A 15698-nucleotide genomic window follows, 5' to 3' on the forward strand; every position below is an offset into this window, starting at 1 on the left:
GCGTTTGGGTGTTGGCATTGGGGAGGTGTAATTCCTGGGAACCCCTTGGCCCCAGTGCGTCCCTCCAAAAAGGAACCATCGCGGGACCGAAGGCTCAGGCCAGCTTTCGGTCTATGATGGCCAGGGCGTCCCGTACCGTTTGCATCTGGTCCATGTCCTCGTTCTCCAGACGGATGTTGAAGGCATCCTCCACATCCAGCACAATGTCCACCAAATGGGCGGAATTGATGTTGAGTTCCTGCAGAAAGTGACTGTCGGGCCCAATTTGGTCCACCCCAACGTCTTCCGGCAGATATACCTTTATAATGGCCTCCAAGGCCTTGTAACGTTCTTCTTTTTGCATTCCATTTTTTTTAGGTGGAAGGGCCTAGCCATTCCAATGCTTAAAAATAACACAAGCATTGACATCGCCAAAACCAAAACTGGCCTTGGCCAGGATTTTCGGGGCCCATTCCATTGTTTGTTGGGGAATTTTTTCCGGGGCAATGCGCTGGGCGATCTCCGGGTGCAGGTCCTCGCAGTTCACATTGCCAAAAACCAGTCCTTCCCGGAACTGCAGCAGGGATGCCACACACTCCATGCTACCGGCGGCGGCCAGGCCGTGGCCCAACATTCCCTTGAAGGAGTTCATATAGGGGAACGCGCTTCCGGACCGTCCCAGGGCTTGGCTCCAGTTGGCAATTTCCAGTGCATCTTTGGTGGTGGCGGTAAGATGGCCGTTGATCACATCTATTTCTGCCGCTTGGATCTGGGCATGGGCAACGGCCCGGGAAATGCACCGCTGCACCGCTTCGCTGTTGGGGGCGGTCATGGATCCCGTTCCCAACTGTCCGCCGCTATTGATCTCGCCCCCCAACACCTCGGCGTATATGGTGGCCCCCCGCTTTTGCGCGCTTTCCAGGGACTCCAACACCAGGGCCCCTGCCCCACTGCCCGGCACAAAGCCGGCGGCGGTGGCACTCATGGGCCGGCTTGCCGTTTCCGGGGCGTCATTATAGGTGCTGGGAAGGATGCGCATGGCGTCAAAACCGCCCCACACATAGGGCCCGCTGTCGCTACAGCTCCCGGTGAGCATGACCTCGGCCTTGCCCTGGGCAATGCGCTCCGCCGCCATCAGCACGCCCTCGGTACCGGTGGTACAGGCGGCCGAATTGGTGGTGACCTGGTTGCCCAGGCCCAACATCCCGCCCAGATAGGCGCTGATGCCACTGGCCATGGTCTGCACCACCGAGGTACTTCCCAGTCGGCGTACATTGCCCTCGTCAATATGGTGTATGGCCTCCCGGAACTTATCCACCCCCAAAATGCCCGTACCAAAAATGAGTCCAACATCCCAAAGGGGCGTCGCAGGGCTGCTCGTGCCAAAACCGGCGTCCCGCCAAGCATCCATCCCCGCCATGACCCCGTACACGATCCCAGAGGCCTTGAGACCCCGCAATTGCAGGGGCGTAAAATAATCGGTGAGCCGGTCTTGGGGCACATCCGGTTTTCCCGCAATTTGGCAGGAGAAATTCAGGTCGCGCAGCTCCGGTTGAAACCTAATGCCACCCACCCCGTTGCGCAGGGATTCCGCGAAGGCATCCAGGCCCAGTCCGTTGGGCGCACAAATGCCCATGCCCGTTACCACCACCCTTCTATCCATCGGCATCCATTTTTATCATTCCGGCCAAAACACCGGTGCAGACCAGTTCTCCACGCTGGTTTCTCATCTTTACCTTACACTTTAACTTTTCAAATCTAAAATATTGTTTTTCAGATACAACAGATACCTTTTCCCCCGGTAAAACAGGCAATAGAAAATCAATCTGTGCGCTGCTCATTCCCATGGCCAGCCCATGGGCTTTTCCGGGTTCCCCCAGCAGATAAATGCCCAGGCAGACCAAGCCGATCTGGGCGCAACACTCTGTTAGGAGCACCCCTGGCGTTACCGGATTTCCCTTAAAATGCCCGGTGTAAAAATCCAGCTCTTTCCGAAAGGTAAAACTGCCCTTGGCGCCATCGGCGTGCACCTCACTTAGGGCGTCCACAAAGAGGAAGGGCGCGGCGTAGGGCAGCCGGTCCAAGATCCATTGATATGTTCCCGTTTCCCGCTCCATTTATCGTAAGCTTTCGCCCCCATCCACTTTAATGACCGTGCCAGTGATCCAGTCCGCTTCGGCCAAGGTGAGCAGATAGACCACATTGGCCACGTCCCGGGGAGTGGTGAGCCGGCCGTGCGGATTGCGTTTCAAGGCGTTGTCCTTGATGGCCGCGCTCCCAGGGATCATCTCAAAGGCCCTGGTGGGGGTTACCCCGGCCTGGATGCAATTGGCGGTGATGCCCAAGGGCGCAAATTCCACCGCCATGTTCCGCACCAGGGCCTCCAGGGCCACCTTGGCCACGGATACCGCACCATAGTGGGCCATGGCCTTGGTGTTGCCCTCGCTGGTGAACGCAACGATCCGGGCCCTGGGGGCAAAAAGGTTTACATGGATCAAGTCCTTGGCCCAATCGTAGAGGCTCAAAGCCATGGCGTTCAGGGTAATGTTGAAATCGGCCGTGCCCAGGGTCTCCGCGGCCCCCCCGCGCATGGGCTTTAGACTGCCCTTGGCAATGCTGTGCACCAATACGCCGATCTGCTGTCCATTGGGCAATTGTTGCTGCAGTTGGCGAATGAGTTCGCGTCGCCTTTCGGCTTGCAGTACGTCCCAGTTAAAGGACAGCACCCGCACCCCAAGGGCTTCCATTGCGGCAAAATCCGCCTCGATGCTTTCCATGTCCGAGCGCCGGTCCCTATGGGCAATGATCAGATGGTAGCCATGCTTGGCCAATTTTTGGGCCGTGGCCAGGCCCAGGCCTTGGCTTCCGCCCAGGATAAGGGCCCAAGGGCCGTCTGTGGTCTTATGGTTGTTTTGCCGTGTCATGCGGTGTGTCCCTTCAAACAATACAAAAATATACTTTTTGGTTTATTTTTACCTTCGCCCTGGGGCTACCATTCCAACAGCACCCGTTGGGCCGAAAACCCCGGCCCAAAACTGAGCAGCAGGCCCTGATCGCCCTGGGGGATGTTGCGCTGCATGAACCGTTCCAGCACATAGAGCACGGTGGCACTGCTCATGTTACCGTAAAGTCGCAGCACCTCCCGGGTGTCGTCTATGTTCTTCCCCATGGCACCAAAGAGTTCCTCCACGGTCTGCACGATCTTGCGCCCCCCGGGATGGAAGATCAGGTGGTCCACCGCCCCGATCTGGGTGCCAAATTGCTTTAGAAAAGGGTGGATGATATCCGGGAAATGGGTGGCGATGGTTTCGGGCACGGACGGGTCCAGGATCATCTTAAGGCCGTGGTTGGTCAGGTCAAAGCCCATCATTTGGGTGGCATCCTTAAAGTGGTACATCCCCTCCCCTTTTATCCGGGGGCCCGGGGCGCCTGCCTCGGAAGAGAGGAGCACACAGGCCGCCCCGTCGCCAAAAATGGCCGCGCTCACCATGTTGGCCATGGAGAAATCATTGAGCTGGAAGGTGGCCGTGGGGCTTTCCACGGCCACCAGGGCAATACGCTTATTGGGGTTGGCCTTGAGAAAGTTGTGCGCATAGATCAATCCCGATATCCCCGCCGCGCAGCCCATTTCCGTAACGGGCAGCCGTACCACATCCTGCCGCAGCCCCAAATCGTTTATAAGGTAGGCGTCCAGGGACGGGATCATGATGCCGGTACAGCTCACGGTAATGATATAGTCCAGCGAATCTGCCTCCCATTGGGCGGCAGAAAGCGCGTTTTCCAAGACGGTTCTCCCCAGCTTTCTCACCTCGCGCACGTAAATATTGTTCTTCTCCTGAAAGGAGGTGGCGGTAAACACTTCCTCGGGCGCCATAATGGCGTACCGCCTGTCCACTGCCGCGCCTTCAAAGATCTTCACCACTTTGCGCTTAAAGCGCTCTTCCTGCCCTTGCAGCCAGAGCTCCACCAGGGGGATGATGTCTTTGGTTTCCCTGAAATAGGGTGGCAGCGCCTTGGATACGTTTACAATTTTTGGAGGATTCATTGGGTTTTCTGTGTTTTGTGTTGAAAGACCCACAAGTACCTAAAGGCCCATTTCCAGGCGATGCGATGGGTGGCCTGGGGCAAGGCTTGGGCAAACTGCTGTAGGTCTGCCCTGGTAAAGGCCCGTTGTATGGACCGCAGTCCGTCTATCTTGGCGGTGCGGGTCTTGATGAAAAAAAGGCTGAAGGCATGAAACAGATAGTAGGCCAGGGCGTTTCGGTGCAAATCATTGATGACCACCCCAATGCGGGCCATATCCAAAAAACGCTGGGTAAACTGGGATATCAGATCTTCGGGGAAATGGTGCATGGTCAGGGTGGCCAGTACCAGGTCGCAGGGCATGCGCCCCACCTCCGGGTGCAGCACGTCCTGTTCCAGGTAGCTGATCTCCGGAAAGGCCCGCGAGGCCTCCTTGGCAATGGCCAGGGCGTGGGCATTGAGGTCCACCCCGACCAACCGGAGGGCCACCCCGCGCTTCCTCGCCTCCAAGGCCAGGGCACGGAGCATGTTCCCGTCCGCACAGCCCACGTCCATAATCGTATACGATTCTTTGGGATGCGCTGCAATTAGGCTGAACACGGCGTTTACCGTAATGCGGTTACCACCCAAGAGCGCGTTCACCCGGTTAATGTCCTTGAGGATCACGCGAAGCTCGTCCACGCTTCCGTTGAAGTCGTCCATAAGCTCGCGCTGGGTACTGCGCACCGAAACATCGATCATGGCATCACCGGTTTTCCGTGGGTCTTCTTTATGGCATAGCGCATCAGGCCTTGGGAATGCCTTGCTGCGGAAAGCCCCACATTCAACAATTTTTGATTGAGCAAGATACCTTGTATTTTCCGGCCGTACCAAAGTCTTCTCCTAAAAGTTCGGTTCCAGGCGCTTGCGTAATCCGTTTCCATGGCCAAGCGATGCCCCTCTCCCTTCCCCAAATGGCGCACTACGGCCTCGGAGGCCAACTTGGCGCTGTGTATGGCCATGGCCATGCCGTTACCACAGAGCGGATGGATCAAACCGGCGCTGTCCCCGCACATGAGCATGTGCCCCTCCACCGGATGCTTGCGGTCAAAGGCAATTTGGGCAATGGTGAGAGGGGTTTTGAAGGTGGGCGATGCCCGTTCCAGAAAATGTTCCAAATGCGGATTTTGCGCCACCACCCTTTCGTTGAAATCGTCCACGCCCTTGTAGCGCTTAAAGCTGTCATAATGCACCAAATAACAAAAATTCACCGTTCCCAACTCGGTTTTTGAGAGTCCGCCATAACCCCCTTCAAAATTGTGCAGGGCCACCAGATCGTCCGGAAAGTCGTCCAGGGCATAATGGGCCTTTACGGCCAGCCAAGATTGCTTCCGGAAGGCAAAGGGCCGCTTTAGCCACTTGTCCAACTGGGAGCGCTTCCCGTAGGCCCCGATGACTAAGCGCGCACGGTATTCCGTTCCCTGTACATCCGAAAGCACAAAATGATCGGACAGAAAGTGTACCGTGCCGATTTTCCGGAAGATGAACCGTACGCCCATTTCCAGGGCTTTATGATAGAGCAGCTGATCGAACCCAAAGCGGCTCAGTCCAAAACCGCCCAGGGGCAGCTTGGCTTGGGCCAGGGTCCCACTGGCATCGCTAATGGCCATCTTTTGGATGGGCAGGGCACCGTTGTCCCAAACGGAGATGCCGAGATGTTCCAGATAAGGGAGCACTTCGTTGGACACATATTCGCCGCAGACCCGGTGACGGGGATAGGCCTGGGGTTCAAACAAGGTTACGGAGCATCCGGCGCGGGCCAGATGAATGGCGGCCGTTAGACCCGATAGGCCTCCGCCAATGATGATGATATCTTCTTTTTTCACGCAAAGGGAAGATACACATTATTGAAAAAAACAACGCAGGAAAGTTCGATTTTTAAAATGGAAAAGGTAGGGCTGTGGACTTGGGATTGGGAAAAGGGAGCTGAGATGTGAGATGTGAGACGTGAGATGTGAGATGTGAGACGTAAGAAGCATTATTATTGGCATAATCTAAAAAAGATGCGCTCACGACCCACTTAGTACTCGATATTACTCACTACCAACTACCCTCTAGCAACTACCCACTACCTGCCACATTCAACAGATGGCCGGGTCGCCATAGACTTTGTTCCTTGGTTTCCCACTGGTGCTGGCTCCTTGCCAAGGCGGTTTGTCAAGAGGCAAGAAACAAGATGCAAGACTTGAGAGGTGGGATGTGAGATGTGAGATGTGAGAAGCATGATTATTGGCATAATCAAAAAAGATGCGCTCACGACCCATTTAGCACTCGATACTACTCACTACCAACTACCCTCTAGTAACTACCCACTACCTGCCATATTTCAACGGATGGCCGGGTCGCCATAGACTTTGTTCCTTGGTTTCCCACTGGTGCTGGCTCCTCGCCAAGGCGGTTTGTCAAGAGGCAAGAAACAAGATGCAAGACTTGAGACGTGGGATGTGAGACGTAAGAAGCATTATTATTGGCATAATCTAAAAAAGATGCACTCACGACCCACTAGTACTCGATAAAACTCAGTACCCTCAATACTCAGTACTTAATACTCAGTACTTAATACTCAGTTCTCACCCCCCCCCCTCCAGCCACACCTTCAACCAAAATAAAACCAAAGGGTGCCGTTCTACCCTATCCTTTGGTATTCTCCAGCGCCTCTTTCTTGAGTTCCTCATTGGCCACAATGGCCAGTTCCACCCGGCGGTTCTTGCTCTTGCCCTCTGCCGTTTCATTGCTGGCCACGGGCTGTTCTTCCCCGTACCATTTGGTGGTAATGCGGCTCTCATCGATACCGTTGGCCATCAGGTACGAACTCACCGATGCGGCCCGTCTTTCGGAAAGGGACATATTGTATTCCGCCGCCCCGGCACTGTCCGTATGCCCCTCGACCAAAATGTTGGTTTTTGGGTATTCTTTGAAAATGGACACCAATTTGTCCAATGTCGCAGCGGCTTCGCCCTTTACATCGGCCTTGTTGGTGTCAAAATGCACCCCGGCATCTTGGGTAAAGGTCACGTTGATGCCCTCTCCCACCCGTTCCACTTGGGCGCCGGGCAGCTCTTCTTCGATCCGCTCTGCCTGGCGGTCCATCCTATTGCCAATATAACCACCGGCGGCACCGCCAATGGCAGCGCCCAAAATGGCCCCGAGGGCCGTATTGTTGCCCTTGCCCAGGTTATTTCCCAAAACCCCGCCAATAATGGCACCACCGGCCACACCAATGGCGGCCCCTTTTTGGGTCTTATTTGCATTTTTTATGGGGCTGCAGCCCATTACCAAGGAAAACGCCATGGTATAGGCGGCCATTTTTACTACGGTTGCGTTGTTCATCATTATTGTTTTTTAGGGGATTTACTTTCTTTGGAATTCATAGATCACCGTCACCGGGCTTCCATCCACGGTCACGTTGGATTTCAAGGTCATTTGCCGTTCCGTCAATTGGTCTATGCGGAGTCGGTAGCCCGTGCCACCGGCAATATCACGGTTCTTTTCATCAATGAACTTGAATTGCAGTTGAGGGTCATAGTTCTGACCTGCCTCCACAACGCTCCAACGGATCAAACGGTCTCCCCCGGCACAAAGGGTGGAGGGGGCAATGGTGTAGCTGCCCGTGCTATTGTTGTTGCGGAAAAACCACTCGCTTCCCTCAAGACAAATGTCTTCCACATCGTTGAAGAGCACGGCCTTGAAGTTGCCCGTATTGTTGGCAAAGGCCACATTGTTCAACACCCAAGAACCGTTGATCATGGTCCTTTGGGAACGCACTTCCTTGGACAGGGAACAGGAGCCAAACAGCATTGCACCGAGGATAAAAAGGGTATATTTTCGCATAGGGAACGGATTTTTAACAAGAGATATACGTTACTGGCCCTTTTTTGGATCGAAAAAGCCCGCACAAATTAAACCTAAAAGTTGCCACCGCGAATGTTGTGGACACGAAAATAATAATGGCCAGGCTTGGGACTCTGGGACAAAGTACGCAAGACCAACAATCTTGTCCGCTTACAAACACCCGTAAGTAAGGGGCCATAATTGATGGAACTACAGCTATAAGACGCTCCGTCTTAGGTCTTCTTGTCCTAAGTAAAATGGTGCGTCAAGCGTTTTTTTTCAAAAATCTAGCGGTAGAACCGCCCAAGGAGGTGCACCAACGGAAGGTTCCCTGCCTTTGCCGAGGATGCTCCCGGAAGAAAGCCCAACAGCATCTCCCTTGTCCAAGAAAAAGGACGCCGGGCCCTCCACCGCCCCAACCGGGCATCAGTAGGCCAAAAGGTTTCTCAATTCACCCAAAAAACGATGTTTGGGAAGGTACTGTGCCTCCAGTTTTGGGTTGAAGGGTATGGGGGTTTCCAAACTCGCCACCCGCTTAATGGGGCCGTCCAAATACCTAAAGCAATGTTCGGTGACCAGGGCCGATATATCACTGGCCACACCCCCAAAAAGACTGTCTTCCTGCAGAATAATGAGTTTTCCCGTCTTTTGCACCGATTTGTAAATGGTCTCCGTATCCAAGGGCTGCAAGCTGCGCAGGTCAATGAGATCGGCCTGGATGTCGGGATTTTCATTCAGGGTGTCCAGGGCCCAGTGCACCCCGGCACCAAAGCTCACAATACTGATGTCCTTGCCCTCCCGGAGCACAGAGGCCTTGCCCAGGGGCAAGGTATAGTAGTTGGTGGGCACCTCTTGGTACACACTGCGGTAAAGTCCTTTGTGCTCAAAAAACATCACGGGGTTGGGATCTTCCACGGCCGTGGCCAAAAGTCCCTTCGCGTCTGCGGGAAAGGCCGGATACACCACCTTCAGCCCCGGGGTCTTGGTAAACCAGGCCTCATTGGTCTGGGAGTGGAAAGGTCCGGCCGCCACCCCGCCGCCGCAGGGCATCCTGATCACCACGTCGGCCGGTTCGCCCCAACGGTAGTGGCTCTTGGCCAAATAGTTCACAATGGGATTGAAGCCCGAGCTCACAAAATCTGCAAATTGCATCTCCATCACCGCTTTCATCCCGTTAATGGAAAGCCCCATTGCGGCAGACACAATGGCCGACTCGCAGATGGGCGTATTGCGCACCCGATCGGCGCCAAAGGCCGCGACAAAGCCGTCGGTGATCTTGAACACCCCACCGTATTCGGCAATGTCCTGCCCCATGATCACCAAATTGTCATGCCGTTCCATCGCCTGCCCCAAACCTTCTGAAATGGCATCCACAAGACGGATGTTTTTTGTATCTGATGTAGGTGCTATTTGTTGAAAATCAATATTTTTATAAACATCACTTAATTCTTTACTTTCATTAACCAACACCTCCGGGCCGCTGGCGGCCAGTTGCAATTGTGCGTCTATGAGCTGCTGGTTTTCAGCGCGTAATCCCTCCATCTGGTCCCGATCCAAAAGCCCGGTATCCATCAGATGGCGCTCAAAGTTCTCCAGGGGATCTTTCTGGGCCCAGGCATCCATCAGGTCTTGGGGCACGTATTTGGTCCCGCTCGCCTCTTCGTGGCCCCGCATCCTAAAGGTCTTGAACTCCAACAGCACCGGACGCGGATTTTCCCTGATGCTCTTGGCCAGGTCGCGCACCTTGGCGTACACCTCCAGGATATTGTTGCCGTCCAACATATGGGCCTCCATTCCGTAACCTATGCCCTTGTCCGCCAAATGTGCACATCTGAACTGCTCCGAAGTGGGTGTGGACAGTCCGTATCCGTTGTTCTCAATGCAAAAAAGAACCGGCAACTGCCATACCGCCGCCACGTTCAGGGCCTCATGGAAATCGCCCTCGCTCGTGGCCCCTTCCCCGGTGAACACTGCCGTGGCCCTGGCCTCCTTGCGCAGTTTGTGGGCCAGGGCAATCCCATCGGCCACGCCCAATTGGGGGCCCAGATGGGAGATCATCCCCACGATCCGGTAATCTTGGGTGCCAAAATGAAAACTCCGGTCGCGACCCTGGGTAAACCCATTGGCCTTGCCCTGCCACTGGGAAAACAAACGGTGCAGGGGAATGCCGCGGGTGGTGAACACCCCCAGGTTACGGTGCATGGGCAAAATATACTCTTCGGTATCCATTGCCGTGGCCACCCCGACCGCAATGGCCTCTTGGCCAATGCCGCTGAACCACTTGCTTATTTTTCCCTGCCGCAGCAAGATGAGCATTTTCTCTTCGATCATTCTGGGCAGCAGCATGGACCGGTATAGGGTCAGCTTGGTTTGTTCATCCACCGCAAAGCTTGTGTAATCCATAAAAAGAGCTGGTTTTCTTTTACGGCCTAAATGTAACAAAAAAGGAATGGAAAGATTAAAATACAACAATCGGATAAAGCGATTATTATTAGTAATTTTACGGGATCTAAAGCAACCCTATGAACCCTATACCCAGTGTTGACCTGTCCGATTTCACCTCGGGCGATGCCAAAAGAAAACAAAAGTTCACCAAAGAGATTGGAACTGCCTTTGAGGACATTGGCTTTGTGGCCCTGAGCGGCCATTTTCTGGACGATGCCCTGGTGGCGGACCTTTACCGGGAGATCAAGGCTTTTTTTGCACTTCCGCAAGAAACCAAGAACCGCTATGAAATAGCCGGTCTGGGTGGGCAACGGGGCTATACCTCCTTTGGCAAGGAGCACGCCAAGGGCCGTACCGAGGGCGATCTCAAGGAGTTCTGGCACTTTGGGCAATACGTGGAAGATGATGACGCCCTGAAGGCCGAATACCCGGAGAATGTGCTGGTTTCAGAACTGCCCGGATTCAATACCGTTGGGAAGGAAGCCTACCGGATGTTGGAAAAGACGGCAAAGTTTGTACTGCGCGCCCTGGCCCTGCATTTGGAGCTGGACGAATTTTATTTTGATGGGTTCATCAAGAACGGCAACTCCATTTTGCGCCCCATACACTACCCTCCCATTACCTCAGCGCCCAAGGAAGCCGTCAGGGCCGCGGCCCACGGGGACATTAACCTCATAACCTTGTTGATGGGGGCCCACGGCAAAGGACTGCAGGTGAAAAACCACGCAGGGGCATGGGTGGATGCCATTGCGCGTCCCGATCAGCTCATGATCAATGTGGGCGACATGCTCTCAAGACTGTCCAACAACAAATTGAAAAGTACCATACACCGGGTGGTGAATCCGCCCAAGGAACTCTGGGGAACGTCCCGTTATTCGGTGCCCTTTTTCATGCACCCCGTTAGCCAAATGCCCCTGAACTGTTTGGAAAACTGTGTGGATGCGGACCATCCCAAGCTGTACGGGGACATCACCGCCGGAGCATTTTTGCACGAGCGCCTCATAGAATTGGGGCTGATAAAAGCATAAAGGATGGATCTAAAGGACCAATTGAAACAACTATTTCCGGACCACGAACCCCAAGAAACTCCGGAAGCCGAGGCAACAAGTGGCCTCTGGATGCAGGATGCGCCCATTGTCTGCAAGTACGAGAAACGCAAGGGAAAGCCCATTACCCTGCTGGAAGGCTACACTGGTGCCCCCACGGACCTCAAGACCCTGGCCAAGACCCTTAAGACAAAATTGAGCGTGGGCGGCAGTGTAAAGGGAGACACCATTATCATCCAGGGCAATTACCGGGACACCATTATGGACCTGCTGCGGGATATGGGTTTCAAGGTGAAGCGCGTGGGCGGCTAGTGGCTGCCAGGCCTGTATTTTACACTTAGACCAACCGGTTTTTCTGTTAAATTCTTTGGAGGTTGGTTCATATTAGTTACTTTTAGCCTTAACAACCTAAACCTAAACTTGGAAATGAGTTCCCTGCTACACATTACCAATGGCGATAGATTTACCGAACGCCTGAGTACCCTGGAGTTAAAAGGCGACATCATTACGTGGCGGGAAATGCTGTGTGAGGGCAAGACGCTGACCACCGTGGGAAGCGAATCTTTCTGGAAGACCCGTTTTGACTTTCTCAATAAAAATTACAAAGTCTCAAAGTCCTGGTTCATTGAAAAAACCTTAAAGGAATACCGATCGCTCTGCAACCACAAACAACAAGATCAAATTGTGCTGTGGTTTGATCATGACCTTTTTTGCCAGGTAAACCTTTTGGCCGTGATCAGTTGGCTGTTGGCCAACCGCAAGTATGCCCAGATTTCCTTGGTGAGCAGTGGCCTGGACCCAAAGACCAAGACCATCAGGGAGCTAACCTCCCTTACCGACGACGAGCTGCGGGAGATGTACGCCCACAGGGTGATGCTGAACCAGGACGATATTGAGTTTGCCGACTACGTGTGGCAACTGTACTGCAGCAACAATCCCATACGATTGGAACATCTGACCGATTTCAAGGACTACAACTTTTCCTTTCTTGGGGCGGCCATAGCCCGTCACCTGAGACGTTTTCCCACCATTTCCAACGGCCTCAACGAAATGGAGAACAACATCCTTGCCGTGGCCGCGGAACGGCAGCACAAAAACAAAGCTGCCTTGGTGGGCAGCCTATTGCAGCAACAGGGCAACCTTGGGTTTGCAGACACCCAGTACGAACGCGCCATTGGCCGGCTAAAGCCCTTGTTCACGGGACTCAATCCGGTACGGTTGTCCAGAAAGGGCAAGGCCATTTTGGAAGAGAGCAACAACTATTACAGTGCCCTACAGGACAATGAAGTGTACCTGGGCGGCGCGCTGAAATACAGTTTTCTCTACAATACGGAATCCAATCGGATTTTAAAGCTCTAACCACCAACATCTTATGGCCCTACGCCCATCGGAGCTCATTCTCAATGAGGATGGCAGCATTTATCATTTAAACCTACTCCCACAGGACCTTGCCCATACCATTATCACCGTTGGCGACCCCGAACGCGTGGCCCAGGTATCCGCCTGTTTTGACACCGTGGAGCTGCGCAAGGGCAAACGCGAGTTCCACACCCATACGGGACGCCTAAAGGGCAAAAGGCTCACGGTCATTTCCACCGGCATCGGCACGGACAACATAGACATTGTCCTGAACGAACTGGATGCCCTGGTGAACCTTGATTTTGGCACAAAACAGGTCAAAAAAAATCATATACGATTAAACATCGTGCGCATCGGGACCTCGGGCACCCTGCACGGGGATATTTTGGTCGATTCTTTTTTGATGAGCGAATATACGTTTGGACTGGACGGGCTGTGGCACTATTACGCCCAGCGGGAAAACGATTTTTCCGATTGGGTCACCGCCTTCGTGGAACAGTGTCGGTGGCCTTCGAAAATGGCGCGTCCCTACCTGGTGCCGTGCGACCCCAAATTGAAGGCCCGCTTCGCTTCAAATCATATACGATTTGGCGTAACCGCCACCAGCACGGGGTTTTACGGGCCACAGGGAAGATCGCTTCGATTGGGGGCGGCAGTGGACGCCCTCACTGGACGACTCGCCGGATTTTCCTACAAAGGGCACCGCATCACCAATTTGGAAATGGAGACTTCCGGCATCTACGCCTTGGCCGGCCTGCTGGGCCACCGGGCCATTTCCCTGAACTGCATTTTGGCCAACAGGGCCAACGGTACTTTTTCCAAAAAGCCCACACAATCCGTCCAAAACTTAATTGAATACACCCTTGATAAATTGACCCAAGATGAAACCCGTTAAGATCATAGGCGTTCCGGAGCACTTTAACCTGCCCTGGCACCTGGCCCTGGAAGAAGGGGCCTTTGCCGCCAGGGGCATTGAACTGGAATGGGAAGACATTCCCGAGGGCACCGGCCGCATGAGCAAATTACTGGCCAACCAAGAAGCAGACCTGGCCATTATCCTTACCGAAGGCATTGTGAAGAGCATTACCGAGGGAAATCCCGCGGCCATTGTACAGCAATACATAGCCAGCCCCCTGCAATGGGGCATCCACGTGGCCAGTGGATCCGCTTACAGCACCATATCGGAATTAAGGGGCAAGAAAGCGGCCATAAGCAGAACGGGCAGCGGCAGCCATCTCATGGCGCACGTGCACGCACGGGCCCAAGGGTGGCCCACGGAAGACCTGGAATTTACCATAGTGAACAATATAGAGGGGGCCCAGGAAGCCTTGGGCGAGGGCAGCGCCGATTATTTTATGTGGGAGCACTTTACCACCAAGCCCTTGGTGGACCAAGGTATCTTTAGGCACCTGGGCGACTGCCCCACGCCCTGGCCCTGTTTTTTGCTCGTGGGCACCCGATCTTTCTTGGGGGAACACGGGGGAACGGTACGGCACATTCAGGAAGTGATCAATGCCTACACCCTGGAATTCAAGTCCATTCCCAGTATGGACCGCACCTTGGCCAATAGGTATGGACAAGCATTGCCAGACATACAGCAATGGCTTGGCATGACCCAATGGAGCCAAGAACAACTGCCCGCGGAGACCCTGCACAAGGTACAGGAGACCCTGCTGGGGCTAGAGCTCATTTCCCAAAAACTTCCGAAGGAAACCTTTTTATGGCCGGGCTAGGGAGGCAGGTCCCGGCACACGGCCAAAATGCTTTTTGATGAGCGCCTTGAACGTATGGTCCGAAAGGGGCTTTTGGGCATAGTCCACCACGTGCACATTGGCCTCAGCGCGGTCCTTGTCCGCTTGGTCGTCGCTCACGGTAACCAACACAATTTTGATCTGCGCCTTGATGTGTTCCGGCACCTTGGCCTCGTACATGCTCACAAACTCCCAGCCATCCATAATGGGCATTCTCAAGTCCAACAAGACCAAACAGGGCAGTTCCAGGGCCATGGCCCCGTTGCCCAGAATGAAATCCAGCCCCTCCTTCCCGTTCAAGGCCGCGTTCACGGTGAGCTCCAAGTTGAGCTTGTTCACAAAAATGGAGTGCAAAAAATTACTGGCCTCATCATCATCAATGAGCAAGATGGATTTTAAGTCTTTTAAGTGGGACATGGGCTTTTAGTTTTATTAAAAGTAAGAATTTACACCAAATTAAACAACGTAAAAACCTATAACTTACCAGACAATAGGTTTATTGCCCTGATCCCTTAAAATTTGGTTGGTTTTGGAGAAATGTGCGTTTCCAAACCAATGGCCCCGATTGGCGCTCAAGGGCGAGGGATGACCCGCACGCAGCACGGTATGCCGCTGTTCATCGATGTGCCTGCCCTTTTTTTTGGCCTGCCCGCCCCAGAGCAAAAAGACAAGCCCTTTTTTGTGACGGGACAATTGCGTTATAACGGCATCGGTAAAGGTTTCCCAACCCTGTCCCTGGTGGCTTCCCGCCTTTTGGGCGCGGACACTCAGGGTGGCGTTGAGCAAGAGCACCCCCTGTTGGGCCCAATGCCCCAAGTCACCGCTAGCGGGGTAGTCCGTGCCCAGGTCCTGCTGCAATTCCCTGAAGATGTTGCGCAAAGAGGGCGGATGCTGCATGCCCGGATGCACTGAGAACGCCAAGCCGTTGGCCTGCCCCGGCCCGTGGTAGGGGTCCTGGCCCAAGAGCACCACCTTTACCCTGTTGGCACCACAGGATGAAAAGGCATTGAAAATATCCTTTTTTGGAGGGTAGCAGGTATGCGCCGCATACTCGTGGGCCACAAAGCGGGTCAATTTCTTAAAATAAGGCTGCTGAAACTCTTGGCCCAGTAGCTCTTGCCAGTCTGCCGGCAGTTGTGGTGTCTCCATAAGCATCAAACCAATCGGGGCTAAAAATAAGGGCGTCTTTTGGGGTTTGCAAATATGGCAGGGCATAAAGCACCAT

At 54.0% G+C, this 15698-nt stretch carries 17 protein-coding genes; 5 read left to right on the top strand and 12 right to left on the bottom strand.

The window, feature by feature from the left end:
• Positions 1–94: 94 nt before the first annotated feature.
• From ACKWCC_RS00585 to ACKWCC_RS00630, 10 genes are all read right to left on the bottom strand, one after another.
• Positions 95–343, bottom strand: a complete 249-nt coding sequence (locus ACKWCC_RS00585) for an acyl carrier protein (RefSeq protein ID WP_413993938.1) — start codon at positions 341–343, stop codon at positions 95–97.
• 24 nt (positions 344–367) lie between these two features.
• The gene (locus ACKWCC_RS00590; RefSeq protein WP_413993939.1) at positions 368–1642 is read right to left on the bottom strand and encodes a beta-ketoacyl-[acyl-carrier-protein] synthase family protein; all 1275 of its coding nucleotides are present in this window, start codon (positions 1640–1642) and stop codon (positions 368–370) included.
• The gene (locus ACKWCC_RS00595) at positions 1635–2096 is read right to left on the bottom strand and encodes a 3-hydroxyacyl-ACP dehydratase FabZ family protein (protein ID WP_413993940.1); all 462 of its coding nucleotides are present in this window, start codon (positions 2094–2096) and stop codon (positions 1635–1637) included. Before ACKWCC_RS00595 ends, ACKWCC_RS00590 begins: the two co-directional genes overlap by 8 nt.
• Entirely contained in the window at positions 2097–2903 is an 807-nt protein-coding gene (locus tag ACKWCC_RS00600; protein ID WP_413993941.1) for an SDR family oxidoreductase, read from the bottom strand.
• A 65-nt stretch (positions 2904–2968) separates the two neighbouring features.
• Positions 2969–4024, bottom strand: a complete 1056-nt coding sequence (locus ACKWCC_RS00605) for a type III polyketide synthase (protein WP_413993942.1) — start codon at positions 4022–4024, stop codon at positions 2969–2971.
• Complete coding sequence (locus tag ACKWCC_RS00610) at positions 4021–4743, bottom strand: methyltransferase domain-containing protein (RefSeq protein ID WP_413993943.1); 723 nt, start codon at positions 4741–4743, stop codon at positions 4021–4023. The genes ACKWCC_RS00605 and ACKWCC_RS00610 overlap by 4 nt, the downstream gene beginning before the upstream one ends.
• Positions 4740–5867 carry an NAD(P)/FAD-dependent oxidoreductase gene (locus tag ACKWCC_RS00615; protein WP_413993944.1) on the bottom strand — a complete coding sequence of 376 codons (1128 nt, stop codon included), beginning with the start codon at positions 5865–5867 and terminating at the stop codon, positions 4740–4742. The genes ACKWCC_RS00610 and ACKWCC_RS00615 overlap by 4 nt, the downstream gene beginning before the upstream one ends.
• 805 nt (positions 5868–6672) lie before the next feature.
• Entirely contained in the window at positions 6673–7371 is a 699-nt protein-coding gene (locus ACKWCC_RS00620; protein WP_413993945.1) for an OmpA family protein, read from the bottom strand.
• A 21-nt stretch (positions 7372–7392) separates the two neighbouring features.
• On the bottom strand, positions 7393–7872 hold the full coding sequence (locus tag ACKWCC_RS00625; RefSeq protein ID WP_413993946.1) for a hypothetical protein: 480 nt from the start codon (positions 7870–7872) through the stop codon (positions 7393–7395).
• A 426-nt stretch (positions 7873–8298) separates the two neighbouring features.
• The gene (locus ACKWCC_RS00630; RefSeq protein ID WP_413993947.1) at positions 8299–10275 is read right to left on the bottom strand and encodes an alpha-ketoacid dehydrogenase subunit alpha/beta; all 1977 of its coding nucleotides are present in this window, start codon (positions 10273–10275) and stop codon (positions 8299–8301) included.
• Positions 10276–10394: 119 nt separating this feature from the next.
• On the opposite strand from ACKWCC_RS00630, the gene ACKWCC_RS00635 reads away from it, so the two are divergent.
• The 5 genes from ACKWCC_RS00635 to ACKWCC_RS00655 all read left to right on the top strand — a co-directional run bounded on the left by ACKWCC_RS00635 (position 10395) and on the right by ACKWCC_RS00655 (position 14455).
• Positions 10395–11345, top strand: a complete 951-nt coding sequence (locus tag ACKWCC_RS00635) for an isopenicillin N synthase family dioxygenase (RefSeq protein WP_413993948.1) — start codon at positions 10395–10397, stop codon at positions 11343–11345.
• 3 nt (positions 11346–11348) lie between these two features.
• On the top strand, positions 11349–11675 hold the full coding sequence (locus ACKWCC_RS00640) for a translation initiation factor (RefSeq protein ID WP_413993949.1): 327 nt from the start codon (positions 11349–11351) through the stop codon (positions 11673–11675).
• Positions 11676–11789: 114 nt separating this feature from the next.
• Complete coding sequence (locus ACKWCC_RS00645) at positions 11790–12722, top strand: DUF1835 domain-containing protein (protein ID WP_413993950.1); 933 nt, start codon at positions 11790–11792, stop codon at positions 12720–12722.
• A gap of 13 nt (positions 12723–12735) precedes the next feature.
• Entirely contained in the window at positions 12736–13617 is an 882-nt protein-coding gene (locus tag ACKWCC_RS00650) for a nucleoside phosphorylase (protein WP_413993951.1), read from the top strand.
• The gene (locus ACKWCC_RS00655) at positions 13604–14455 is read left to right on the top strand and encodes a substrate-binding domain-containing protein (RefSeq protein ID WP_413993952.1); all 852 of its coding nucleotides are present in this window, start codon (positions 13604–13606) and stop codon (positions 14453–14455) included. The genes ACKWCC_RS00650 and ACKWCC_RS00655 overlap by 14 nt, the downstream gene beginning before the upstream one ends.
• Here ACKWCC_RS00655 and ACKWCC_RS00660 read toward each other — a convergent pair.
• Positions 14441–14890 (bottom strand): response regulator, encoded by a 450-nt coding sequence (locus ACKWCC_RS00660; RefSeq protein WP_413993953.1) that lies wholly within the window; start codon positions 14888–14890, stop codon positions 14441–14443. The two genes, ACKWCC_RS00655 and ACKWCC_RS00660, sit on opposite strands and share 15 nt — an antisense overlap.
• A 63-nt stretch (positions 14891–14953) precedes the next feature.
• Positions 14954–15622: a uracil-DNA glycosylase gene (ung, locus tag ACKWCC_RS00665; protein WP_413993954.1), complete on the bottom strand. Its 669-nt coding sequence runs from the start codon at positions 15620–15622 to the stop codon at positions 14954–14956.
• Between the last annotated feature and the right edge of the window lie 76 nt (positions 15623–15698).

The organism is Maribacter aquimarinus, from assembly GCF_047345505.1.
Taxonomy (GTDB): domain Bacteria; phylum Bacteroidota; class Bacteroidia; order Flavobacteriales; family Flavobacteriaceae; genus Maribacter.